The sequence below is a fragment of the Paenibacillus tarimensis genome (assembly GCF_021532315.1).
GTDB lineage: Bacteria > Bacillota > Bacilli > Paenibacillales > Paenibacillaceae > Paenibacillus_I > Paenibacillus_I tarimensis.
This window is the reverse complement of the sequence record NZ_JAKGAO010000026.1, coordinates 69,934-95,157: the sequence shown is the minus strand read 5'-3', so window position 1 is coordinate 95,157 and position 25,224 is coordinate 69,934. Positions and strand designations below refer to the sequence as shown.

Below are 25,224 nucleotides of genomic sequence, written 5' to 3'. Positions count from 1 at the left end.
CAGAGCAGCCAAAGGATTAACTTTTTTTAATATTTCTGGAATTTGTAAGATGTGGTGAACTTTCTATTAAGGGATGGGCAAATCTTTGCGGTTATCTTGCTTCATCGGAACACAAGAGAGTGCGAGACCGGCATATATTTGGTAAGATAAGATATTATGTTGAACGAAGTAGAAAATCGGAGGGTTAATAGATGAAAATTCGTAAGGCCATTATACCAGCGGCGGGGCTGGGGACGAGGTTTCTACCAGCGACTAAAGCTATGCCGAAAGAGATGCTCCCGATTGTTGATAAACCAACCATTCAATATATTGTCGAGGAAGCTGTCGCTGCAGGGATAGAAGACATTATTATTGTGACTGGAAAAGGAAAACGAGCAATCGAGGATCACTTCGACAATAGCTTTGAATTGGAGCAAAATCTAATTGAAAAAGGGAAATTGGATTTACTTGATGAAGTTCGAAAACCCACTCATATGGCGGATATCCATTATATTCGGCAAAAGGAACCAAAAGGTTTAGGACATGCTATCTGGTGTGCGCGCAAATTTGTGGGCGATGAACCTTTTGCGGTGTTGCTGGGAGATGATATTGTTCATGGAGGGGTTCCGAGCCTTAAACAATTGATGGATGTGTTTGCAGAAGTAAAGCAATCAGTGATTGGCGTGCAGCCAGTCGCTGAAAATGAGGTTTCCCGTTACGGTATTATTGATGTGAAATCTGAGCATGGTCGCCTATATCAAGTTAACAACTTAGTGGAGAAACCGGCAAAAGAAGCAGCTCCATCAAACTTGGCCATTATGGGGAGATACATTTTGGTTCCGGAGATTTTTAACATTCTTGCAGAGCAAAGAGCTGGTGCAGGAGGAGAAATACAACTGACAGACGCTTTGAGTGAACTTAACAACAAGCAGAAGGTTTGGGCCTATAACTTTGAAGGTACAAGACATGATGTCGGCGAAAAAATTGGTTTTTTAAAGACAACACTCGAGTTTGCCCTTATGAATTCAGAAGTTAAAGATGAGGTGCTGAATTTTATGAGGGAGCTATTAGAGAGAGAAGATAAAATGAAGAAAGAGGCGCAACTACATGCGTAAGTTATTGATTATATTCACAGCTGTTTATTTTGTCGTTAGTGTATTGGGCGTTGCATCTGCGGCTGCTGAAAATGACTCATCTGTTATTTATAAGGAAAAGAGAGCTGAAGAATTTAAGGATAATAATCAATGGGTTACAATACAAGCTGGTGAAGGAGGCATCCGGTTTATTTCGAATGACAAGTCAAAGGAATTAATGCTGGTCGACAATTTCGGCGGCATTTATATGAACGCAGACTTGTTTGTGAATGGCAAGAAGTTAAATGATATAACTGATGATTATATAGACAGCAGTGTATTCGCCATAGCTTTTGCGATAATACTAATTGTAGTATTAATTTTGTTTATTCTATTGGTATTTATGCATCTGAAACTAAAAAAGAAATTCACTGAGCTTGAGAGACATATCAAATTTAATCAGTGATCGAGAAAGTGGAGAGAGCACTAATGTCCTATCTTAAAGAACTAGTGAATAGCCAATCTATGCTTTTTCAACTTGTGAAAAATGATTTTAAAGCGAAGTACCTAGGATCTTATCTAGGTATGTTCTGGGCATTTATAAACCCAATTATTACGATTCTAGTGTTTTGGATCGTTTTTCAATTTGGTTTTAGAAGCATGCCGGTTGGAGATTACCCTTATGTGGTTTGGTTGATCTCGGGCATTATTGTCTGGTTTTTCTTTTCTGAGAGCTTGGGGAGCGGAACTCACTCTATAGTTGACAATAGTTTCTTAGTGAAAAAGGTATCCTTTAGAGTGAGCTATCTTCCGGTAATCAAAATATTATCCGGTCTAATTATTCACCTGTTTTTTATCATAGCAGCTTTTATAATTGTGTGGTCATATGGATATGAACCGACTCTGCATCTTCTGCAGGTGTTTTACTACTTGATCAGCGTCATTATTTTGCTGCTGGGTCTCACATGGCTAACCTCATCCATTTATGTATTTTTCCGGGATACTTCGCAGATCATATCTATTATTATTTCTCTTGGCTTTTGGCTGACTCCTGTATTCTGGACGTTTAGCATGGTACCTGAGAAATACCAGATTTTTTTCCGTATAAACCCTATGATTTATATTGTGGAGGGTTATAGAAGTTCGTTCTTGTATCATCAATGGTTTTGGGAGGATATCCCTTCATTAATTATGTTTTGGGGAGAAGTGGCTGTAATTTTCTTGCTTGGAGTGTTTGTTTTTAAACGTTTACGCACTCAATTCTCGGATGTTATTTAACCAAATGGAGGAAGAAAATTGGGACAGGATGTAGTCATAAGGGCGGAAAAAATTACAAAGGTCTATAAACTTTATGCCAAGCCTGAAGATCGATTGAAAGAAGCCTTTTCGGTGTTTGGTTCAAAAACCTATCATAAAGAACACTATGCACTGCAGAATATTAATCTTGAGATTGCAAGAGGAGAAACAATAGGGATTATCGGTAAAAACGGCTCGGGTAAATCGACTCTCTTAAAAATACTCGCAGGGGTATTGACGCCTACATATGGGCATGTAGCCGTAAATGGCAAAATTACGTCTTTGTTAGAATTAGGCGCAGGGTTTAACCCCGAGTATACTGGAATAGAGAATATATACTTCAATGGAGTCATAATGGGATATACAAAAGAGCAGATGGATACCAAACTCGACGATATCCTAACCTTTGCAGATATAGGTGATTATGTACACCAACCTGTTAAAACTTATTCCAGCGGTATGTTTGCCCGGCTTGCTTTTTCCGTAATGGTGCACATGGACCCTGATATACTAATCGTTGATGAGGCATTATCTGTAGGTGATGTTTTCTTCCAACAGAAATGCTTTACATTTATGAAAAATAGTATGAAGAATACAACCAAACTGCTGGTTACGCATGATATGAACAGCATTTCTAATCTCGCTGATCGTTGTATAGTATTGGAAAAGGGGAAGTTAGTATTTGAGGGTGACCCATTGGCTTCTATTGAACACTACATCAAAAGCGTTCATACGGAAAGCTTTAGTGCTCATAAGGAAAGCGAAGTAGACAGGACAGCAAACGTGTCTCAAGATAAAGCCTTGTCTACTGAGGGACTTGCCTGGCAGCAGATTGACCAGAACAAATTGGGTGGTGCTCTAGAAGCAGTAATAGAACGTTACGAAGTTACGGTAAATAATGAAGCGTACAAAGGCTATATACAAGAGGGCGACCATGTTACGGTTAATTTTGTTGTTCGCTCATCCAGAACAATTGAAGAGGCGGTTTTTGGATATATAGTTAGTGATAAGTTTGGAAACAATATATTTGGAGAAAACACCATAACTTCCGGGTTTAAAGATTTAGTTATCCCCAAGGAAAGGCCTGCAGTTGTTAAAATGGAGTTTGACTGGCCTGAAATCAAAGAAGGGGAATATTTTATAACGCTGGGGATAGGAGAAGGAGATCATGAACTGCAGCATGTCATTCAATGCTGGGCTCATAATATAACAAAGTTTGACTGTATAACACCAAATAAGACCATTCATTGTCTCTTTAATAATAAGATCGATCGGTTTCATATGACCGGCATAAGAGGTGGAGAATAGTAATGGAAAAGTGGATGGTTTCCGATCCGCAGTTTTATTCAGATCGCATTAATCCTGCGCTTGCAGTTTCGCCTTGGTCTGGTCATAGAAACTTTGCCTATGATCTATTTGCATTTGTAAAACCCCAAAGAGTTGTGGAATTGGGTACTCACTATGGGTGCTCATTGTTTTGTTTTTGCCAAGCTGTTCATGATCTGGGTTTAAACACCTCGATAACGGCGGTCGATACTTGGGAAGGTGATCCACAGGCTGGTTATTATGATGAACAAGTGTGGAATATGGTTAGAAAGACACAATCCGAGTTTTTTTCGAGCCTTAACCTAAAACTAGACCGCAGACTGTTTCAAGATGCTGTGAAAGATGTTACAGACGATTCGATTGATTTAATTCATATAGATGGCTTGCATACATATGAAGCTGTCTCTGAAGATTTTCATACTTGGCTGCCGAAACTAAAAGAAAACGGAATTATGCTATTCCATGATACAGCCGATTATACCGGTTACGGATCACATACATTCTGGGAAGAAATAAAGGTAAAATATCCATCGTTTGAATTTCATCAGAGTTGGGGTCTAGGTATATTATTCCCTAAGGGAGATTATTGGTTTAAAATTCTGTTTGATAAGCAAAACATGGATGATAAATGCCAGCTATATTATTTTAAAGCAGAATATAATTTGAATAAAATTAAAGCAGCTGACCTAGAACAAATGGCGACAGAACGTTACCATGCTATGCTGGATATGGAAGCTCTAATTAAAGAGAAGGACGTAGCATTGTTAGCGCAAGCCGAAATGCTTGAGAACCGATTAAACGCCATGAATGACATGGAGAAACTAATTATAGAACGTGATAAGATTATTGAATCTCAAGCCAAGATGCTCGTTGAGAGATATGATGCCATGCAAAACTTAGAGGGCATGATTAAGGAACGCGATGAGACGATACAGGCACAGCAGCGGCTGGCTGAAGAAAGATATGAAGCGATACAGAGTATGGAACAGCTCATAAAAGAGCGAGATCAAACGATTTTGGCGCAAGGTAAACTGCTAGAAGAACGATTTGCTGCTATACAAAACCTAGAAAGTATGATCAAGGAACATGATGAAACGATACAGGCACAACAGAGGCTGATTGAGGAAAGATACGAAGCGATACAAATTATGGATCAACTCATAAAAGAGCGGGATCAAACGATTTTGGAACAAGGTAAAATGCTTGAAGAGCGTTACTCGGCTATGTCGGAAATGGAGCAGATGATTAAGGAAAGAGATCTTACGATTGAGCTTTTAAGAAAATAAAATTCATTAACTTAAAAATAAAGCAGAAAGTGAAAGGTGATCACATTGAGAAAAGTAGCATGGTTTATCCCTTATCCAACAGAAGGGTCAGGAGGGCATCGGACTATATTTCAAAACCTTCAATATCTAGTGGATAACGGATATGAATGCCATGCATACATCGAGGATATCGGTAATGGCCTATCATCTGAACAAATAGGGGACATGATTAAAAAATACTTTGGACCTATAAAAGCAAAGTTCTATAAAGGTTTTGTGCCTGAGGAGCAGTATGACTTAATTTTTGCAACTGCCTGGTATACTGCAAAACATGTTCGGGATGTTCAGCAAAATTGTCGCAAGGCATATTTTATTCAAGATTTTGAGGCCTATTTCAACCCGATGGGCGATGGCTATCTGCTGGCCGAGAATTCTTACCGCTATGGTTTAATGCCTGTAACCATCGGCCGTTGGCTGTCTAATATGATGGTGGATGAGTATAACACTCCATCCAATTATTTTGAATTTTGTGCTGATCTAGATGTTTACAAAAAACTTAACATTAAAAAAGAAAAAGCGATCTGTTTTATCTATCAGCCAGAGAAGCCTAGAAGATGCAGTCTTATTGGTATAGAGGCTTTGGGAATTGTAAAGCACTTTATGCCTGAGGTAAAGATATATTTATATGGTTCAAGACAGAAAACGAATGTCTGGTTTGAGCACGAGAACTTGGAACTTATAAATATTAAACAATGTAATGAACTATATAACAAAAGCATGGTAGGGCTGTGTATTAGCTCTTCCAATCCTTCCAGGATTCCTTTTGAGATGATGGCCGCTGGACTTCCTGTAGTGGATATTTATAAAGAGAACAACTTATATGACATGCCTGAAGGCGGAGTACTGCTGGCAGACCAAACACCGGAATCAATTGCTGATGCACTGATGAGGCTTCTGAAAGATGAGGAATTAAGAAATCAGATGTCAGATTTCGGTCCGAATTTTATGCGGGATAAAAACCTGAAAAGAGGGTTTGAACAGTTCTTGGACTCCGTTAATAAAATGTTCGATGAGAATTACTCTGGAATCTCCGTGGTAGAGAAAATGTATACCAAACCTCCAGTTGTTGCTGATATATATCTTGAGAAGGTATCGAAAGAGATACCCGTTCCTGTACTGACTCCGCCAAATCACACTTTAGTGTATAGGGCTCTCAGGAAAGTAAAACGGAAAGTTAAACAATTTTTGGGGAATTGAGGTTGAAGAAATGTCAAGCTATAAATTATTGAGCTTTGATATCTGGGACACAATTCTCAGAAGGAACTGTCATCCTGATGAAGTTAAACTTCATGTGGCAAGAACTATCTTCTTGAACTATTATGATTTCCTGCTGCCGGAGTACCGCGATTACTATAACATTTACTTTGAACGCTGTAAAATAGAAGGGCAGATTGGCGAAAAGTGCAGGTTAAATGGGCATGATGACGAATATCTGCATGTAGAGGTCATTGAGCAATTACTGGACAAAATATCTGGCGGTTCTATTCCGGCTGCACAAAAGGCAGCCGTCAGCCTGACAAACGTTGAGCTGGAACAAGAGAAGGCTGTCATCTATCTGGATGGCCAAATTGAAAACAAGATTAATTCGATTAAGGCGGAAAATCGGGTATTTATATCCGATTTTTACTCTGACCGAGCCTTTATCGAGTCCTTATTAAAGCACGCCGGTTATAGAGTGAAGTATGATAAAGGGTACGTATCAAGTGAATATAAAATAAATAAACGATCGGGTAAGCTCTTTAAACATGTTCACGCTGACTTAAAGATTAATCCGTCAGAGCATGTCCATATAGGTGACAGTGTTGCGGCTGATGTTGATGCTCCCAAACGTTTGGGTATTGAAACCATCCATTATTACAACGATCAGGAAGAAAACAAACGGACAGTAAAGCAGCAAAAATTCGATAAGCGTATGCAGTCTAGGCAATTTACTGTGGATTTAGCTCCTGTACAACATAAGTATGCCGATTCGAATCAACAAGCATTGTACGAAGCCGGGAAAAAATATAGTGTGGTTTTTTACACGTATGTTATGGAAATCATTGAGAAAGCTAAACAGAGGGGCTTCTCAACCGTTTACTATTTCACACGGGAAGGTGAATTTTTTAAAAAAATTCATGATGACATACTTGCTTCACATGCATACGGATGTGAGATGCCTAAGGCAGAGTTATTAGAAGTAAGTAGAATTGCTACGTTCTCTTCATCATTGCGATCTGTTACGCTTGAGGAATTAATGAGATTGTGGAATCAGTACTCTACTCAATCGATGAAAGCATTGTTTAAATCGCTGGATATCGGGCTGGAGGAGTATTTGCCCTATCTGAGTAAATACGGTATAGAATACGAAAAGGAAATACAGTACCCTTGGCTGGATGCACGTGTTCAACAGCTGTTTAGTGATCAGCAGTTTGTGTTGAAGCTTCAAAAGGAAATTGACAACAAGCGGGCAAAATTCTTGGGGTATCTTGCGAATAAGGGGATCAGCCAAAGGGAAGAAAGCATCTTCATTGTAGACATTGGATGGAGAGGTACAATCCAGGATAATCTGGCTTATTTACTTGAAGAGACACGGGTCGAAGGCTATTATCTGGGATTGTTTGATTTTATTAATGAACAGCCGGTCAATACAATTAAATACAGCTTTCTTGATAAAACGACGATGGGACGGGTTTTAAGATTTGTCTCGCCAATTGAAATGATGTGTAACTCAGCGAGCGGTAGTGTGGTTCATTATGATGAAAATGGTTCGGCTGTCAAGAAAAATGATCCTAATGAAGATGATGTACACGCCAAGTATATTGCACAATTCCAAGAAGGTGTATTAAGCGGAACAAGAGAAATTAATCCGTTGATTCGACAGCATGCTTTAGTCTCGCAGGATCTGAAAAGACAAGCTATAAGCTCACTGTCTGATCTTATGTTAAATCCACCTAAAGTGTTGGCAGCAGCATACTTTGAACTTGCTCACAATGAAACATTCGGTCTTGGTCAATATGTATATAAAAAACCTAAGTTTCCTTATGCTACAGCAGCTCTGGGCTTAGTCTCACGTAAACACAGAAGAGCATTTAAGCAGCAGCTAGAGGACTCATCTTGGCCTCAAGGGTTACTGGTATATTACAATATGCATTCGTTAAACCGTTATTACAATAATCATATGGATAGAATTCTGTCTACGCCGTCAGCATCACATTCAGTCGAGGACTCAGCACTACTGGAAGAACTGGAAGGTCAACGGAGGCTGCTGGAGGAGCGGTATGCGGCCATGATGGAGATGGAACAGATGATTATTGAACGTGACAATACCATACAAGGGCTGGAAGCTCTACTCAAACAACGTGATGACAGGATTCGAGAGCTGGAGAACCTCATGCAGGACCAACAGTCTGGATCAAAGGTGTGAACGGAGAATGAAAACAGTTGTAGTGATTTCTCCTGACTATATTGATAATAAAATGGCGGGTCCTGGAATACGGTATTGGAATTTTGCAAAAGAACTATCCAAAGATTTTAATGTAGTTCTCTTCACACCCAACGATTGTCAGCTTACAGTTGTTGAATTTACTATTAAGACTATCGCCAAGAAGGAACTGATAAAGGAGATCAACGCTGCTGACACGGTTATCCTGCAAGGGATGACCTTGTGGACATATCCTTTTCTAAAAAGGTTGAACAAGCCCATCATCATAGACTTGTATGATCCTTTTATCCTTGAGAACTTAGAGACATTTATTTCATCTGATGAGGCAGAGAATCTTCATAAAGCAGCCTTATCCATACTCATTGACCAGCTCCAGCATGGTGATTACTTTATATGCGCATCTGAGAAGCAAAAGGACTTCTGGATTGGTATGTTGGCGGCGCTTAACCGGCTGAATCCTTCTGAATATAACAGAAGTAAGGATTTATCAGCTCTTATCGGTGTCGTACCTTTTGGTTTGGATAAAGACGAACCTCAGTATACGCAAAAGGTAATGAAGGGTGTAGTAGACGGAATAGATGCGGATGATAAAGTGCTGTTATGGGGCGGGGGACTATGGCCGTGGCTTGATCCGTTAACTGCCATTGAAGCTGTTCACCACTTATCAAAGCAATATGACCATATTAAACTTTTCTTTATGGGCACAAAGCATCCTAACCCGACCATATTAAATATGGAGATGGTTGAACGTGCTATAGAGCTGAGTGATTCTTTGGGTTTAACTGGTAAATATGTGTTTTTTAATGATTGGGTACCCTACGATAACAGATTTAACTATTATCTCGAAGCCGATATTGGTCTCAGTCTGCATTTCGATCATCTAGAAACCCGATTTTCGTTTCGGACTCGTATGCTCGACTATATCCGATGCAATCTGCCGGTAATCTGCACATCGGGCGATGTATTTTCCGATATTGTTTCAGAATATAGAATTGGTTCCACGGTTTTACCCGGTGATTCGTTTGAGCTAGCCCGATTAATTAAAGCCGAGATCATGAGAAACAAGAAGGATTATGATTTCCATAAGCTCCAGGAGGCTTATAGCTGGAGCCGGGCAATTGATCCTCTCCGCAGTTTCTGTCGTAATCCGCAGCGTTCTGAAGGGAAGAGATATGCTCTAAAAGTACAGGGGACGAGTAAAGTAGTGTATTATTTCTCGAAAATTAAACACTATACTAAAGATGGAAAGTACAAGTATATTATGAAGAAGGTATCAGAAAAATTTTTAAAAAAAACTTAGTAATCACAACTTAGAGGAGAATAACTATGCATAAATTAAAGACGTGCTTGCTGGTTTCAACGGTTGTGCTTTCAATGTTACTCACTTCATGTACAAATAATGAATTGCAGCAACCTGATAGTAGTGTCGCGAACCAAATAACAGTAAACAAAGCAAATCACCCAAGGAATGAGGGGATTTGGCCTCAGTATACAGGCTTAGATACCGCTCTACGCAGTAATTGGATTCTAACCGATGTGATAGAACCGGATTCTCAGTTTGAAAATTGGAAAGGTGAAACTGTTAAATCTCATGATCTGTCCAATCAAAACCCCAATAACTATGATAGTGTACATAATCACTATCAAAATTTTTTAAGTGAAGTGTGGAATTTCAAACCAGGAACTAACGCAGTAGCAATCTGGGGGGATTCAGCTGCAATAGCTGACGGATCAAAAGCGTGGGGAGGCTTTTTTAGCGCACGTTCAAACTATAAAAGTTTCACCGAAAATGAGCTATATAAAAAATATATACCTAATGGTGTGGATTTTAGTAAATATAATGAAAATTATGATGCTCAGTTAGTTGGAATAGAAATAGATGTGCTTAATGATGGTAAGCCTGGCATCTACCCGAACAAGGCAAAAACAGGCCTTCAAATTGTTGGATTTGGAAAACCTAATTCAATGGCAATTGAAGTGAGGAGTGAGGATACAGATAAAGATGTTGAAGAACGAAGGGGAGTTTGGGAAAGCGGAATATACTTCAAAAATAGCATGGCCCCTTACGGTAGACTAGTTGTAGCGGACTTTGACCAGTCTAAGATGGGATTTGACTTTAGAAAAGCTTTGTTTACCGAAGGAATTATGCAGGCGAAGACAGACGGTGTTGGTACAGGAATAATCTTGAATGAAGGGAAATCAGGAGAATTGTACGGTGGTACTCGCTGGAAGGGTGATGAAAATCCAGAGAACTGGCTTACATTGCGTGCTGGTGAGGGCGGCCTGAGAGTTGTTAGTCAAGATGACACAACTGAACTCCTATCTATAGATAACCATGGAGGCATCTATCTAAACGGCGATGTCTATGTAAATGGAAAAAAATTAAATGATTTACTCGCCATTGAGGATAGAGTTGAGAAGTTAGAGAAACAACTTAGTACATTGCTTTCAGAATAGTTTTCAATGTCGCCATAGGACTTCTACCGGAAGACTTATTGGCGACTTTTTAAGTATGAATAAGAAAAGGATGATAATGATGAAAGGAATTATACTAGCAGGAGGTACAGGTTCAAGACTATACCCATTGACTAAAGTAACCAATAAGCACTTGCTGCCTGTAGGGAAGTATCCCATGATCTTTCATTCTATCGCAAAGTTGAAGGAAGCATCGATAACAGATATTCTAATTGTAACGGGTAAAGACCATATGGGGGATGTTGTAAACCTCCTTGGTAGCGGCAGAGAATTCGGGGTCTTATTTACTTATAAAGTACAAGATGAAGCAGGCGGGATAGCGCAAGCTTTAAGCTTAGCTGATAATTTCGTAAATGGTGACAGGATGGTTGTTATCTTAGGTGATAACGTATTTGCTGATAGTATTGTTCCATTTGTCAAAAATTTTGAGCAGCAAGAACGAGGAGCCAAAATTTTAATACAGCAAGTTCATGACCCACAGAGATATGGTGTTCCAGAAATTAAAGGGGATAAAATTTTATCAATTGAAGAAAAACCACAACAGCCTAGAAGTAGTTACGCTGTAACTGGCATATATATGTATGATAGTCGGGTATTTGATATCATACGAACCTTGAAACCCTCCGGCAGAGGAGAGCTGGAAATCACCGATGTGAATAATGCATATATTGAAATGAATGAACTAACCTTTGATATCTTGAGGAGCTGGTGGACTGACGCTGGAACACATCCTTCCTTAACAAGAGCCAATGAATTGGCCAAAGATATTGTGTTTGGCGAGGAATTCGGCAAATTGAAAATATAGAAAGAGGGATAACATTTGATTGTACGGCAGACAAAGCTCCCTGGTGCTTATTTAATTGAGCCGACTGTTCATGGCGACCATCGTGGCTTTTTTATGGAAAGCTATAATGATCAGCTGTTCAGAGAGAATGGAATCAAGTATTCGTTTGTACAGGACAATCATTCTTTATCAGTAGAAGCTGGCGTATTAAGAGGTCTGCATTATCAGTTAAGTCCCAAAGCACAGACCAAACTAGTCCGGGTAACTGCGGGAGCTATCTATGATGTCATTGTTGATATCCGGAAAGGCTCTCCTTCATTTGGAAAGTGGCAGGGGTTTATTTTAACAGCCTCTAACAAGCGCCAGCTGCTGGTTCCACAAGGCTTCGCTCATGGGTTCTGCACACTTGTGCCTAACACGGAAGTGCTTTATAAGGTAGATGAACTGTATTCACCGGAACATGACCGCGGTATTGCTTGGGATGATCCTGGTTTATCTATTGATTGGCCGGTAAGTAAGCCGACTCTATCCGAGAAGGACACGAAGCATCCTGTTTTAGCCGACGCGGAAATGAATTTCGAATACGAAGGGTGAATCGATTTATGAAACTTCTTGTCACCGGCGGGGCCGGTTTTATCGGCAGTAACTTTGTGATGTATATGCTGGAGAAGCATCCGGATTATCAGATTATCAATGTTGATGCGCTTACGTATGCGGGCAACCTGGAGAACCTGAAGTCCATTGAAGGCAATGCGAACCATACGTTCGTCAAAGCGGATATCACCGATGCGAAGGCGATGGGTGAGCTGGTACAGCAGGGCGTGGATGTCATTGTGAACTTTGCGGCTGAATCCCATGTGGATCGCAGTATTTTGGAACCCGACGTGTTCGTGAAGACCAATGTCCTTGGTACGCAGGTGCTTCTGGATGCGGCGAAGAGACACGGCGTGACGAAGTTTGTCCAGGTGTCCACAGATGAAGTATATGGTACGCTCGGCGAAACGGGATTATTCACAGAGGAGACACCTCTGCAGCCAAACAGCCCTTACTCATCCTCCAAGGCAGGCGGAGACCTGCTTGTTCGTGCCTATCACGAGACGTATGGCCTGAACGTGAACATTACGCGCTGCTCGAACAACTACGGCCCTTATCAGTTCCCGGAGAAGCTGATTCCGCTGATGATCCAGAATGCGCTGAACAACAAGCAGCTGCCTGTTTACGGTGACGGTTTGAATGTGCGTGACTGGCTGTTCGTGAAGGATCACTGCAGTGCAATTGATCTGGTCATCCACAAAGGACTGGCAGGCGAGGTTTATAACGTTGGCGGCAACAACGAACGCAACAATCTCCAGGTGGTTCGGACGATTCTTGAGGAGCTTGGCAAGCCGGAATCACTGATTACGTATGTAAAAGACCGTCCCGGCCACGACAGACGCTATGCGATCGACGCCAGCAAGATTACGCGTGAGCTGGGCTGGCAGCCGGAGTATCAGTATGAATCGGGCATCAAGGAAACGATCCGCTGGTACCTCGCTAATCCAGAGTGGATGGAGCGGGTGACTTCCGGTGCTTACCAGGAGTATTTTCAGACTCAATACAAAGATCGGCTGGGTGATCAGTAGTGGCAGGGAGAGGCATGAAGCTGCTGGTCACGGGTGCGAACGGACAGCTGGGGCAGGAGCTCGTTAAGCTGCCCGCAGCTGAAGGCATAGAGATTGTCGGTTATGACCGGGAAGCGCTCGATATTACCGACCTGGATGCATGCCGAAGGGTGCTCGCGGAGCAGCGGCCGGATGTGGTCATCCACTGCGCCGCTTATACCGCTGTGGACCAGGCGGAGGCCGATCCTGACGGCGCGTTCCGGGTGAACGGTGCGGGAACACGCAATATGGCCGTAGCTGCTGAGGAGATCAAGGCGAAGCTGGTATACATTAGCACCGATTATGTGTTTGACGGGACTGGAACCAGCCCCTACAATGAATATGACAACACGAACCCGATGACGGTCTACGGCAAGTCGAAGCTGGCCGGTGAGCGGCTGGCTCAGACGCTCTGCAGCCGTTATTTTATCGTGAGGACATCTTGGGTTTACGGAAAGTACGGCAATAATTTTGTCAAAACGATGCTTAAGCTCGGCCCCGAGAAGCAGCAGCTTAAGGTTGTTCATGACCAGGTTGGTTCCCCCACGTATACACGAGATCTGGCAGAGCTGCTCGTAGAGCTTGCGGCGACCGATTACTACGGAATCTATCATGCTTCAAATTCAGGGGTATGCTCCTGGTATGAATTTGCCAAGGCGATTTTCGAGGAGAGCAAGCTGGATGTAGCAGTCGAACCATGTACGACCAGCGAGTTTCCGCGTCCTGCTCCGCGTCCTGCTTACTCCGTGATGGACGCCAGCAGCCTGCGCGCCAATGGCTTGCAGCCGCTGCGCGACTGGCGGGATGCTTTGAAGGATTATCTTAAAGACAGTGAGTGATCAGTTTGCTGAAACAGGATAGTGCTCCGACGGTCAGCGTATGTATCGTCACCTACAACAGCAGCGAGGATATTGAGGACTGCCTGCACGCCGTGCTACAGCAGTCCTTTCCTGTTGAGTCGGTTATTGTTGTCGACAATGATTCCAAGGATGATACCTGCAATAAAGTGGCTCAATTCGGCCCACCGGTTCAGCTTCACCGGAATCGGGTGAACAACGGCTTTGCCGGGGGCCAGAATCAGGCCATCTCTCATACGGACAGCGACTACGTGGTTGTGCTGAACCCGGATGTCCGCCTCCAGGCAGATTACATTCGGGAGATTGTCTCCTTCATGGAAGCGAACCCGCAGGCGGGCAGCGCGGCAGGGCAGCTCGTGTTTGCCGATCGTCCGGATCTCATGGACAGTGCCGGGATAGCCATTGCCCGTGACCATAATGCGGTTGAGCTTGCGGCAGGAGAGCCTGCGTCCAACTGGTCGGAGTCTCGTGAAGTTTTTGGCGTATCAGGTGCGGCGGCCGTTTACAGGATGGCAATGATTGGTGATATATCATATAAAGACCAGTTCTTTGACGAAGACTATTTTGCTTACAAGGAGGATGTGGATGTAGCATGGCGAGCCAGACACCTGGGCTGGCAGGCTTGGTACATACCGGCAGCTAAAGCTCTTCACCGCAGAGGATGGAAGAAGGGCGGAAGGCGTTCCATGCCACTCTTTGTCCGCAGGCATTCGTATCAAAACCGGTTCTTCACGCTTATTAAGAATGAGCCGGCCGGGTGGAGCTTGCTGCAACTTTTCCCGGTTCTGATCGTCAAAGAATTAGGGAAGCTGGCTTATATCCTGCTACGCGAGCCGGGACTGCTGGCATGCTGGCTGACAATCATACGCAAGTGCCCGGATATGCTCCGCAAACGGAAATGGCTGTTCGCCAAAAAAAGGGAGCGAAGTACTTAAATGGAGTCCCTGGGGTATCTCTTCGCATAATTTTTTGTTACAATAAGTCTAGTTTTGAAACTAGTAAATCCATTGTTTTCATATAGCTTGTAGAAGAACGCGTGGATCAAGGAGGCTTTCATATATGATCCGGCAGAATCAACGATTTTTGACACAAATCTATGTATTGACGGATGCCCTGTGTATGCTGGTTATGTTCCTGGTATCGTATTGGGTCAAATTTCAGAGCGGCTGGCTCTCTTCTTATGACACGATTCCATTCAACCAGTATTTCATGTGGGGAACCTTGTATGCTTTTGCAGCTGTACTGATTGGTTTCTATGTAGGGTTTTACGCGCCGCGGCGGCGCAAGAGCTTCTCTTCAGACATCTGGAAAATCATACAGGTGCAGTCACTCAGCTTTCTGGGCCTGCTCAGCATGCTCTTCATTGCCAAGGAAGTGCATATCTCGCGCGAGCTGCTGGTTATCTTCTTCTGTGCCAATATCACCGCCATGGCGGTATACCGCTTCATGGTTAAGCAGGGCTTGTTCCGGCTGCGGCGCAAGGGCTACAACAAGAAATTCGTCCTGATCCTCGGGGCAGGCACGGTAGGCCGGAGCTTCTTCAATAATCTTCAGAACCATCCTGAGCTGGGCTACGAAGTGTATGGATTTCTTGATGACTATCATCAGGAGCATCCGCTGGAATACCGGCATCTGAAGCCTGTTCTGGGCAAGGTGGATGATCTGGAGGCCGTTCTGCGTGATAATCCCATTGATGAGGTTATCATTGCCCTTCCGCTCGATGCCCATCACAAGTATGCCCGGATTATCGATGTTTGTGACAATGCGGGAGCTAAGACACTTATTATTCCGGATTATTTTGACCTGCTCCCGGCCCGTCCGTTTTTCGATAACTTTGCGGGAATACCGCTGATCAATGTCCGAGATATTCCCTTGGATGAGCTCAGCAACCGTTTGCTTAAGCGTACCTTTGATATTGTTTTCTCGCTTATTGCTATTATTATTGCTTCCCCGGCGATGCTGTTTGCATACATCGGGATTAAGCTTACTTCACCGGGACCGGCAATCTTTAAGCAAGAGCGTATGGGGCTCGATAAGAAAACTTTCTATATGTACAAATTTAGATCCATGCACCTCTCTGATGACAAGACGGCGAATACGCAGTGGACAGTTGAGAATGACCCGAGACGGACAAAATTTGGCGCCTTCCTGAGGAGGACCAGCATCGACGAGCTGCCGCAGTTCTTTAACGTGCTGCGTGGTGAGATGAGCGTTGTAGGCCCGCGTCCGGAACGGCCGTATTTTGTCGAGCAGTTTAAGGGAGAAGTGCCTAAGTATATGGTGAAGCACCATATCCGCCCGGGCATCACCGGATGGGCACAGACCAACGGGCTGCGCGGTGATACTTCGATTCATGACCGGATTGATCATGATCTGTTCTACATTGAGAATTGGTCGTTTCTGTTCGACTTGAAAATCATCATCAAGACCATCGTGAAAGGGCTTGTCAATAAAAATGCCTACTAACGTGCAAGACCTTGCCTGTCCGGCCCAGCCTACTGTATCTGTTATCATACCTACCTATAATGCAGGACCACCTTTTCGCGCCTTGCTGCAGGCCTTATGGAATCAGTCACTGAGGCCGCATGAAATTATTGTAATAGATTCCACTTCAAGCGATGGAACAGCTGCGGCTGCAGAGACCGAGGGTGCTCGCGTGCTGACGGTTGATCAGCGGGAGTTTGACCATGGCGGAACACGTAACCGGGCTGCAAGAGCAGCGTCTGGTGAGATCCTGGTTTTCATGACACAGGATGCGGAGCCTGCCGACGGCGGGCTGCTGGAGGCGCTTGTCCGGCCATTGGCGGATGAGCGTGTTGCTTGCTCGTACGGCAGACAGCTGCCCCGGTCTGACGCGAACGTCCTGGAGAAGCTGTCACGCTCGTTTAATTACCCGGCCGAGGCTTCTCGTAAGGGGAAAGCGGATATCGATCAGCTGGGGATCAAGGCTTTCTTCTGCTCTAATGTGTGTTCTGCCGTGCGGCGTGAGCTGTTCGTGGATATGGGTGGGTTTGCCGAGCCGGTTATCTTCAATGAGGATCTTTTCTTCGCCGCTCAGTGTGTCCTGGCCGGCTATGAGATCGCCTATGCAGCTGAAGCCAGGGTGGTCCATTCGCATAATTACTCGCTGAAGCAGCAGTTCAAGCGTTTCTTCGATAACGGCGTGTCAATGCGGCGTAATGAATGGATCTATCAATACTCCTCCGTAAATAAAGCCGGTTCCCGTCTGGTGGGAACACAGCTGAGGGAGCTGCACCGCGCCCGCAAGTGGCATTGGATACCGGTATTGATAGCGGAATCCGGCGCGAAGTACCTTGGATACCAGCTTGGCAAGCGGTACAACCGCCTTCCGGCCTCCTGGTGTGAACGGTTCAGCATGCACCGGAAGATCTGGGACAAGCTGCAGTCGATGGATACAGGTGTGGCAGAGCGGGGTTGATTAGGAGCTGCCGTTCATGTGATCTTTGTATGAGGAAATCAAAAAAACCCCCTTGGGCTTCCAAGGGGGTTTAGCTTCTGTAACATTAGTATGGCGCGCCACGCCGGGATTCGAACCCGGGACGCACAGTTTAGGAAACTGTCGCTCTATCCTGCTGAGCTACGGGCGCGCAGTACTTTGAATTATATCACATTCTGATTATAAAATGAACACCTCAACAGTTAATTGGTAAAATAGGAACCGCTGTCCATTAAATTAGAGATGCTGGAGCTGCTCCCCGGGCCTCTGGACGCTTCCTCCATCTTTCGTCGGCGCTTCTCGTCATAATAGGTTTCAATCTGGCTCCTCAGCAGGAAGGCACGCAGTTTGCCAGTGTGCTCAGCGGATAACTCTTCGAACCTTGAGCCATATACAAGCCCTGCCGCTTCCTTTGCTTTGCGGACAATCTCAGCCCGGCAGCTTAGTGTAAATCCAAGGTCAATATCCAGTTTAATGACCGTATTAATCTGCAGTGGCAGCTCCATATCTACGACGAATCCGGTACCGGTCAGACTAATATTATCGAGCTGTACCTGAAGCGGCTCTGACAATACTCGCTCAGCCTTTCGCGGACCCTCGAAGATACTTAGTACTTGAGCGGATGCCTGGACAGGAACACGAGGCTCCTGACGTTTATCAAGAAAGCGCCTGCGGTTCTCAGGCGGGTTTACAATAACGATTGCAGACTCTGCCTTAGCAAGAATCCGGGACTGGAAGACATAAATACCGGCCCCCGTATACACCATAATTCGGACTGCTTCACCCAGTTCAAAAACACCAAACTGTGGAAGCTCAATCTCAATAATCTCTCCCGCTGCGTACGTGAGCACGCCTGTGGCAATGAAGTTCTTCTTCTCGACAACTGCTTTGCAATTAAGCATAACGGTAATGTCGCTGCCTTCTTTACTACCATAGTAAGGCAGACTGTTCGTGATGGGTACAGACATGCTCATATCAGTTTATCCTCCTCTTCCTCATAACCAAACGTAAGTGACGTTGCCGCACTGCCCCGTGAGGCGGCATGCCGAATCGGAAGGGAGTCCATCCACTCGGCAACCAGGCGATCTTAGCTCTGTTTTTGAGCCTTAGACCCTTAGCTTTGCGTCCCGTCCTTTCGAACGGTTTGCCTTTGTCGATTTATGAAGTACATATAGTCCAATGGTCTCATATTGATAGTTCTATTATACTTGAGCGGATCGCTAGAAATCAATCCATTAAACCCCATGCTGCTATAAAATTTATGAGGGACTGGTGGGGATAACTCGCAGTGAAATCAAAAAAGCCGTGCTTAAGACAAAATACGACACGGAATATCCCAATACTAGTGTATAATGGAATTAGGTTACAAATTTGATAGATAGGAGCAAGTGGGGGGTAATGAACAAAAATCTGTTAGTCAACCAGCTGCATACCCTTCGCTTGCAATTGTATGAAGTGGCGGAGACAAGGGGCAGTCTGACTGACCCGGAGGTACTGGCGCTAAGTGAGCAAGTGGACACGCTTATTGTGGTTCTGCAAAGAATACAACGTCAGGAGAGGGAGAGGGAATCCCGCAAGGCGGGACCTGCCTCATAGCTTTCCCCTAAGACGGCGGAAAAACTGTGTGAGCAGCTGCCCGCAGCTTTCACGCAAAATACCTTCGGTAACCTCGCATCTATGGTTGAACCGGCTTTCCTGCAGCAGATTCATTAGTGTGCCGGCACAACCAGCTTTAGGGTCAGGCGCACCAAATACAACGCGGGCAACTCGGGAATTGACGATTGCACCTGCACACATTGGGCAGGGTTCGAGCGTCACATATAGGGTACAGTCAAGAAGCCGCCAAGCCTTGATAGATTTACTGGCGTCTTTAATGGCGATCATTTCGGCATGTGCTGTTGGATCAAACGCGGTTTCGCGCAAGTTATGTCCTCGTCCAATAATAACTCCATCCTTAACTACAACCGCTCCTATGGGTACTTCCCGCAGGGCTTCCGCCTTTTTGGCCTCCAGGATGGCCTCCTGCATAAAAAGTTCGTCAGCTGCCTCTATATCCACAGATAAATCTCCCTTTCTGACTTGATTGTTAGGTCTGAATATGCTGAAAGCTCTGTCAATAAAGCACGAATTATGCCACGAACAAATATTCGTTGTTAACAGTGTGTGGATAAAAATGTGCATAACTTTTAATTATCCACAACTTTGTCCACATACCAACGAATTTAATGAGGATAAACAGCAAGTTATCCACCATCTTAATATGTAAAAACTTGTGAAAGACACGACATTAGGCCTAGTTGCTGGTCCTTTGGTTTGCTGCCATTTTCCCTTAAGTATGATAAAATCGCCATATACCAACGTTATTCGTGAAGGGTGTGTCAATCGTTGTCGGTTAAAAGCAAATTGACGCTCGCTATATCGTTGATCGTCATGCTATTTTTGGCGCTTGATGTCATTTTGAATGATTATTCAACGCGGGTCAACCTGAGAAGTGAAGCGGAGGCGAGCATGGCGGGGTTAGCCCAACAGGTTGCGGAGGCGATTGAACAGAACGGACGGCTGCAGGCGGCTTATGAACAGGAAATGACGGTCCGGCTGCATCTATCGGCCCGAGCAGCAGCCAGCCTGCTGCCCGAGAAGCTGGAGGATGTAGACCGTGCAGCCATTCGTGCGGCTGCCAATGCTGTGAAGACAGACAGTCTCTCCATCCTCGCAGCTTCTGAAGAAGGCTTGGAAGTCGTAGGCTCCATTAATGAACAATTAGTCGGGTCGCTTGAGAACGAAGCTGCTGACAAGCTGCAAATGCCGGTCCGTACACTCGCAGTCGATGAAGCTGGGGGGGAGGTCCGGCAGAAATCGGCTTTTGTTGTTATGTGGCCGGATGAGAGCCCGGAAAAAGACGTGATCAGGCAAGAAATTAAGGCTTATCTAATGAAGGCGGACCGGAACTACGTCATATCTGTCGGCATTCATACAGATGCTACGTTGGGACTTCTGGGGCAATCGGAGCCGAAGCGCCTAATTGATGATCTGCTTGCCGGACAACAGGGACTTATAGAAATAGCCGTACTGGATCCTGGCTCATTCGCTGGAGCCGGAACCTTGGAGGCTAATGCCTCGGCAGGAGCTGTTAAGGGACCGTTGTCCATCCAGTATGGGAGCTTTACACCGGGGGATAAGCTCACCGACCAGGCGGATATAGCGGAAGCCGCGGCGGGAAACATGGTCTACCGCTCGGCAGTCGTTGAAGGAAAATCGGTATTGAAAGGGTACATAGGATTTAAAGATCCTTACCCGCTTGTGATCAGCCTGGTTATGGATGAGGCTTTCTTGTTTGATAGTCTCAATCAGCAGCGTATAAACCGCATCTTGATATCGGGTGCGCTGCTCGTTCTGGTGGTTATGGCAAGCTATATTATATCCGGATGGCTGATCCGGCCTGTTCATTCCATTTTATCAAAGGTGAACGATGTGGCGAACGGACAGTTTGATACCGTATTGGAGGTCAGAAGCGGCGATGAAATGGGTCAGCTGGCTCAGCAGGTGAACGCGATGTCGAAGAACCTCGCTGTTTATACCAATAAACTACAAAGCGCATTTGAGGAGAATCGGACAATGAAGGAATACTTGCAGTCCTTCATCAATCATACAAGCGATGCCATTCATGTGGAACAAACGGATGGGACGATTGTACAGGTGAATCAGGCTTTCGAGATGATGTTCGGATGGACGGCAGAAGAAGCGATAGGCGCCAAGCTGCAGCTTGTACCGGAGCAGTACAGCAAGGAAGAGCAGCAGGCGCTGGATGAAATTGCAGCAGGCAAGCTTCTGCCGGCAAGAGAAACGGTCAGGCAGAGGAAAGACGGTAACTGGATGAATGTCAGTGTAACGACATCCCCGATCCGAGATAATAAAGGCGTCATCCGGGCATATGCCAGCATTACCCGCGACATGACCAGCCGCTATAAGATGGATGAGCTGCTGCGGCGTTCCGAGAAATTGAACACGGTTGGCCAGCTGGCAGCTGGCGTAGCGCACGAGATACGGAACCCGCTGACAACCCTGCGCGGATTCCTGCAGCTGCAGCAGCAGACACAGAAGCTGAACATCGGCCATGTGGATCTGATGCTTTCCGAGCTTGACCGCATTAATCTAATCGTCAGTGAGTTTCTTATTCTTGCGAAGCCGCAGGCATCCAAGTTTGAACTGAAAGATGTTCGCTATGTCCTGGGCGATGTCGTCTCGCTGCTCGATAGTCAGGCCCATCTCTGCAATGTCGTCTTTAACACCGATTTTACCCAGGAAGAATGCGAGATAGCCTGCGAGGAGAACCAGTTGAAGCAGGTCTTTATTAATGTGCTTAAGAATGCAATTGAAGCTATGCCGAGCGGTGGCGAGGTGAACATAGTAGTAGAAAAGAAAAAGCGTGATACGATTGCCGTATCCATCACCGATCAGGGTGTCGGCATTCCAGAGGAGATGATCCCTAAGCTTGGCGACCCGTTCGTAACGGGCAAAGAAACCGGAACAGGGCTCGGTATCATGGTCAGCCAGCGTATTATCCAGAGCCACCATGGCACGATGGATATTACAAGTCAGGTGGATGTCGGGACAACGGTCGTCATTACGCTGCCGGCAGTAACCGAATAACCGGATACTCATAGGGGACTGAGCGAGAAGGTATAGATAGGGGGCAATGAGAATGGGGCAGCGTGCTGTTATAGCAGGGGCCAGCGGTTTGGTAGGACAGGAGCTGGTGAAGCTGCTTCTGGGTGATAAGCGGTATGAGCAGGTTACCATACTGGTTAGGAAGAAGCTGAGTATGGCGCATCCTAAGCTTGTACAACGGGAAATAAACTTTGACCTGCTGGAGCAGCTTGCTGATCAGAGAGAACTGTTTGCTGGTGCAGTTATCTACTGTACGCTGGGCACCACGATCAAGAAGGCGGGAAGCCAGGAGGCATTTGCAAGGGTGGATTATGAATACCCGCTCGCTCTCGGCCGTCTGGCTAAGGAACATAATGCGGACCGCTTTCTCATCGTAACGTCTATGGGAGCCAATCCTCAGTCCAGGATCTTCTACAACCGGGTGAAGGGACAGGTAGAGCGGGATCTAAGGGCGCTTGGCTTGCCCTCACTCTACATCTTCCGACCTTCCCTGCTGCTTGGCAATCGAAGCGAGTTCCGACTAGGAGAACGGATAGGTGCTGTCGCAGCCGCAGGACTGCCGTTCCTGTGGGTCGGCGGTATGAAGAGGTTCAAGCCGGTTGAAGCCAGGGTGGTGGCCTTAGCTATGCAGCAGGCGGCAGATCAGGGGCCTGATGGGGAGCAGATTTATGAATCTTCAGCTATTTCCCGAGCAGCGCACAAGTAGCACATCAGCTTGAACATAAACACTTCACATTCGGGCAGACGGGACTATGTTTTGGCTTATAGCACTGCTCCTTCCTTACACGCTTTCTGGTCTTTGTGTAAGGAAGCATTTGGCATGCTATAATAATAATCGTCCAAGATGTGTGAGGTATTGCGCGGGAAATAATGGGGTGAATAAGCATGCGGATCAATAAGTTTATCAGTGAGAGCGGCTACTGCTCAAGACGTGAGGCGGACAAGCTGATCGAGAGCGGGCGGGTCACCATCAACGGTATACAAGCGGGGCTTGGCAGCCAGGCAGAAGCCGGAGATGATGTCCGTGTAGACGGCAAGGCTATAGGCAGCCATCGCAGCCATGTCTATATTGCCTTGAACAAGCCAGTCGGCATAACCAGCACCACAGAGTCACATATTAAAGGAAATATTGTCGATTTCGTTGGTCATCCGGAGCGGATTTTCCCGATTGGCCGGCTTGATAAAGATTCAGAAGGCTTGATTCTGCTGACTAATGACGGTGATATCGTGAACCGGGTGCTGAGGGCCGAAGGCAAGCACGAGAAGGAATACATCGTCACCGTGGATAAGCCGGTCACGGCCTCCTTTCTGCAGGGCATGAGCAGCGGGGTGAAGGTACTCGGCAGTATGACACTGCCCTGTGAAGTAAAGCGCGTAGGAGAGCGTGTGTTCCGCATCATTCTGACCGAAGGCCGCAACCGGCAGATCCGGCGCATGTGTTCGGCGTTCGGCTACCAGGTCCGGAAGCTGAAGCGGCTCAGAATTATGAATATTCAGCTTGGCGAGCTGCCGACAGGCAAATGGCGTGATCTGACTCCCGAGGAAAAAACGGAGCTGTTCCGGGAGCTGAATTATAACGGCGGATAGGTCCTCTGGGCTAGCGTAGGCAGTTCATCAGGGATAGGACCGAAAGAACAGCGCGTATATAAAAGAGAGGCAGGGGCCGGATCTTATCCGCCCTGCCTCTTGCTTTCCTGGCTTAAGGAAATCTAACTCCCCGCTCTGCTGCGGTGTCGAAAGAATGCGACAATTCCAAGAACCAGCAGGGCGATAGCAATGACGTAGGCCAGAGCTCCCAGCAGATTCAGGAACAGCTCCAGTACAATGACAGCGACCATGAGAATAAAGAATATAATAGCGAGCATTCGACCCATCTTTATCACTCCTCTCCAGTCTGTTCCAGACCAATAAAGTACCAGCTGCCTTCGCGGATAACAGGCTGGCACAGCGTCATACGAAGCCCTTCATCTTCAGCCATCTGCTCCAGCTCAGACTTGGTGGGAAACGGGTAAAGATTCTCATGGGCGGACATAAAGCTGTTAAAGGCTGAGGCAAAAGCCTGACCGCTGCCGGTCTTGTTAACCGGGCTGATCAGCGTGATCGTTCCACTGGTACTGAGCAGCTGTTGTGCCTTCCGGAGCAGCTGGCAGCGCTTGTCCGGCTCGAAATAATGCAGAATATTGTTCATCATAATGAGGTCTACAGGCTCTTCGGGACCCTCCCACTGATTAAAGTCAGCGTGCACCAGCTCAAGCTTGCAGCCATTGCTGTCCGACTCCTCCCGGGCCTGATGCACAACGTCCTCGTTCTGCTCGACACCGATGAGACGCATGCCCTTGCGGACCTCTGACAATCTTCGGAGATAGCCGCCATGACCGCAGCCGATATCAAGAACCGAATGAACATCATGTGCCTTAGACCATTGAACAAGCTTGGGAAAGGCAAGTTTCTCGAGCAGGGCGGAGGTAGCGGCGACTGTCGGTCCGAAAAGGTCATTTTCAAAAACGGGCTTCTGTTCACCCTTCAGCAGGGAAGGATATTGAAGCAGAGTCGGAATATGCAGCTCCATCAGCTCCTGCAGCAGAGGGCCAACCGAGTCGGGGCTGGAGGGAGAAACGTAAGAGAGCATAGCAGGAGTGGCATGAATAAGGCTATCCCGCTCCCGCAGATGGCCTACCGCCAAGCCAACATCCACCCAATTCTGAAGCAGTCCCTGGTCAAGATTGCGCTGCTTCGCAGCCTCTTCTACAGTATTACCCTCCGCGAAGCATTCGAAAAGCTCGGCGGTATAGCCAACGTAAGCATGCCATGCCGGCAGGAATGTAGCATTTTGCTTCATCCATTTGCGCGCCTGGTACAGCTTCTTCCATTCATGAATAGTCTCCAGCACAGCTCTCACCTCCATTTGTCTTTGATTAGT

At 45.8% G+C, this 25,224-nt stretch carries 24 protein-coding genes, 1 tRNA gene and 1 riboswitch; of the genes, 20 read left to right on the top strand and 5 right to left on the bottom strand.

What is annotated here, in order from left to right; translation table 11 throughout:
* Positions 1-191 precede the first annotated feature (191 nt).
* The 16 genes from galU to L1N82_RS19875 all read left to right on the top strand — a co-directional run bounded on the left by galU (position 192) and on the right by L1N82_RS19875 (position 17,618).
* Positions 192-1,094, top strand: a complete 903-nt coding sequence (gene galU, locus L1N82_RS19950) for a UTP--glucose-1-phosphate uridylyltransferase GalU (RefSeq protein ID WP_235289218.1) — start codon at positions 192-194, stop codon at positions 1,092-1,094.
* Positions 1,087-1,518, top strand: coding sequence for a hypothetical protein (locus L1N82_RS19945; protein WP_235289217.1), 432 nt, complete (start codon positions 1,087-1,089; stop codon positions 1,516-1,518). Before galU ends, L1N82_RS19945 begins: the two co-directional genes overlap by 8 nt.
* A 23-nt stretch (positions 1,519-1,541) precedes the next feature.
* Entirely contained in the window at positions 1,542-2,330 is a 789-nt protein-coding gene (locus tag L1N82_RS19940; protein WP_235289216.1) for an ABC transporter permease, read from the top strand.
* 18 nt (positions 2,331-2,348) lie between these two features.
* Positions 2,349-3,656 carry an ABC transporter ATP-binding protein gene (locus tag L1N82_RS19935; protein WP_235289215.1) on the top strand — a complete coding sequence of 436 codons (1,308 nt, stop codon included), beginning with the start codon at positions 2,349-2,351 and terminating at the stop codon, positions 3,654-3,656.
* A gap of 2 nt (positions 3,657-3,658) precedes the next feature.
* Positions 3,659-4,960: a class I SAM-dependent methyltransferase gene (locus tag L1N82_RS19930; RefSeq protein ID WP_235289214.1), complete on the top strand. Its 1,302-nt coding sequence runs from the start codon at positions 3,659-3,661 to the stop codon at positions 4,958-4,960.
* Positions 4,961-5,005: 45 nt separating this feature from the next.
* Positions 5,006-6,196 (top strand): rhamnosyltransferase WsaF family glycosyltransferase, encoded by a 1,191-nt coding sequence (locus L1N82_RS19925; protein WP_235289213.1) that lies wholly within the window; start codon positions 5,006-5,008, stop codon positions 6,194-6,196.
* 10 nt (positions 6,197-6,206) lie between these two features.
* Positions 6,207-8,405 (top strand): hypothetical protein, encoded by a 2,199-nt coding sequence (locus tag L1N82_RS19920; protein WP_235289212.1) that lies wholly within the window; start codon positions 6,207-6,209, stop codon positions 8,403-8,405.
* Positions 8,406-8,412: 7 nt separating this feature from the next.
* Entirely contained in the window at positions 8,413-9,723 is a 1,311-nt protein-coding gene (locus L1N82_RS19915; protein ID WP_235289211.1) for a glycosyltransferase family 4 protein, read from the top strand.
* A gap of 26 nt (positions 9,724-9,749) precedes the next feature.
* Positions 9,750-10,880, top strand: a complete 1,131-nt coding sequence (locus L1N82_RS19910) for a hypothetical protein (RefSeq protein ID WP_235289210.1) — start codon at positions 9,750-9,752, stop codon at positions 10,878-10,880.
* Positions 10,881-10,959: 79 nt separating this feature from the next.
* Positions 10,960-11,703 (top strand): sugar phosphate nucleotidyltransferase, encoded by a 744-nt coding sequence (locus tag L1N82_RS19905; RefSeq protein WP_235289239.1) that lies wholly within the window; start codon positions 10,960-10,962, stop codon positions 11,701-11,703.
* A 15-nt stretch (positions 11,704-11,718) separates the two neighbouring features.
* Entirely contained in the window at positions 11,719-12,276 is a 558-nt protein-coding gene (gene rfbC / locus L1N82_RS19900; protein WP_235289209.1) for a dTDP-4-dehydrorhamnose 3,5-epimerase, read from the top strand.
* Between the two features lie 8 nt (positions 12,277-12,284).
* Complete coding sequence (gene rfbB, locus L1N82_RS19895; RefSeq protein ID WP_235289208.1) at positions 12,285-13,304, top strand: dTDP-glucose 4,6-dehydratase; 1,020 nt, start codon at positions 12,285-12,287, stop codon at positions 13,302-13,304.
* A gap of 14 nt (positions 13,305-13,318) precedes the next feature.
* A complete protein-coding gene (gene rfbD / locus L1N82_RS19890) occupies positions 13,319-14,161 on the top strand; it encodes a dTDP-4-dehydrorhamnose reductase (RefSeq protein ID WP_235289207.1) in 843 nt (280 codons plus the stop codon).
* On the top strand, positions 14,158-15,114 hold the full coding sequence (locus tag L1N82_RS19885; protein WP_407946789.1) for a glycosyltransferase family 2 protein: 957 nt from the start codon (positions 14,158-14,160) through the stop codon (positions 15,112-15,114). Before rfbD ends, L1N82_RS19885 begins: the two co-directional genes overlap by 4 nt.
* 124 nt (positions 15,115-15,238) lie before the next feature.
* Positions 15,239-16,645, top strand: coding sequence for an undecaprenyl-phosphate glucose phosphotransferase (locus L1N82_RS19880; protein WP_235289205.1), 1,407 nt, complete (start codon positions 15,239-15,241; stop codon positions 16,643-16,645).
* Positions 16,635-17,618 (top strand): glycosyltransferase family 2 protein, encoded by a 984-nt coding sequence (locus tag L1N82_RS19875; protein ID WP_235289204.1) that lies wholly within the window; start codon positions 16,635-16,637, stop codon positions 17,616-17,618. The genes L1N82_RS19880 and L1N82_RS19875 overlap by 11 nt, the downstream gene beginning before the upstream one ends.
* Positions 17,619-17,709: 91 nt before the next feature.
* Here the strand turns inward: L1N82_RS19875 and L1N82_RS19870 are convergent.
* Positions 17,710-17,787, bottom strand: a tRNA-Arg gene (locus tag L1N82_RS19870).
* Between the two features lie 52 nt (positions 17,788-17,839).
* Positions 17,840-18,610, bottom strand: a complete 771-nt coding sequence (locus L1N82_RS19865; protein ID WP_235289203.1) for a PilZ domain-containing protein — start codon at positions 18,608-18,610, stop codon at positions 17,840-17,842.
* Between the two features lie 95 nt (positions 18,611-18,705).
* Positions 18,706-18,795, bottom strand: a riboswitch (cyclic di-GMP riboswitch).
* A 239-nt stretch (positions 18,796-19,034) separates the two neighbouring features.
* Here L1N82_RS19865 and L1N82_RS19860 point away from each other — a divergent pair.
* Positions 19,035-19,232 (top strand): aspartyl-phosphate phosphatase Spo0E family protein, encoded by a 198-nt coding sequence (locus tag L1N82_RS19860; protein ID WP_235289202.1) that lies wholly within the window; start codon positions 19,035-19,037, stop codon positions 19,230-19,232.
* On the opposite strand, the gene tadA is transcribed toward L1N82_RS19860, so the two are convergent.
* Positions 19,227-19,694, bottom strand: a complete 468-nt coding sequence (tadA, locus tag L1N82_RS19855; protein WP_328284502.1) for a tRNA adenosine(34) deaminase TadA — start codon at positions 19,692-19,694, stop codon at positions 19,227-19,229. The two genes, L1N82_RS19860 and tadA, sit on opposite strands and share 6 nt — an antisense overlap.
* Positions 19,695-20,021: 327 nt before the next feature.
* Between tadA and L1N82_RS19850 the strand changes: the two genes are divergently transcribed.
* The 3 genes from L1N82_RS19850 (at position 20,022) to rluF (ending at position 23,891) form a co-directional block, all read left to right on the top strand.
* Positions 20,022-22,286 (top strand): ATP-binding protein, encoded by a 2,265-nt coding sequence (locus tag L1N82_RS19850; RefSeq protein ID WP_235289201.1) that lies wholly within the window; start codon positions 20,022-20,024, stop codon positions 22,284-22,286.
* A 52-nt stretch (positions 22,287-22,338) separates the two neighbouring features.
* Complete coding sequence (locus L1N82_RS19845; protein ID WP_235289200.1) at positions 22,339-23,010, top strand: NAD(P)H-binding protein; 672 nt, start codon at positions 22,339-22,341, stop codon at positions 23,008-23,010.
* Between the two features lie 179 nt (positions 23,011-23,189).
* Positions 23,190-23,891 (top strand): 23S rRNA pseudouridine(2604) synthase RluF, encoded by a 702-nt coding sequence (rluF, locus tag L1N82_RS19840; RefSeq protein ID WP_235289199.1) that lies wholly within the window; start codon positions 23,190-23,192, stop codon positions 23,889-23,891.
* 122 nt (positions 23,892-24,013) lie between these two features.
* Here the strand turns inward: rluF and L1N82_RS19835 are convergent, their stop codons facing one another.
* Both L1N82_RS19835 and L1N82_RS19830 read right to left on the bottom strand, forming a co-directional pair.
* On the bottom strand, positions 24,014-24,178 hold the full coding sequence (locus L1N82_RS19835; RefSeq protein ID WP_235289198.1) for a hypothetical protein: 165 nt from the start codon (positions 24,176-24,178) through the stop codon (positions 24,014-24,016).
* A gap of 5 nt (positions 24,179-24,183) precedes the next feature.
* Positions 24,184-25,194, bottom strand: coding sequence for a class I SAM-dependent methyltransferase (locus tag L1N82_RS19830; RefSeq protein WP_235289197.1), 1,011 nt, complete (start codon positions 25,192-25,194; stop codon positions 24,184-24,186).
* Positions 25,195-25,224 lie beyond the last annotated feature (30 nt).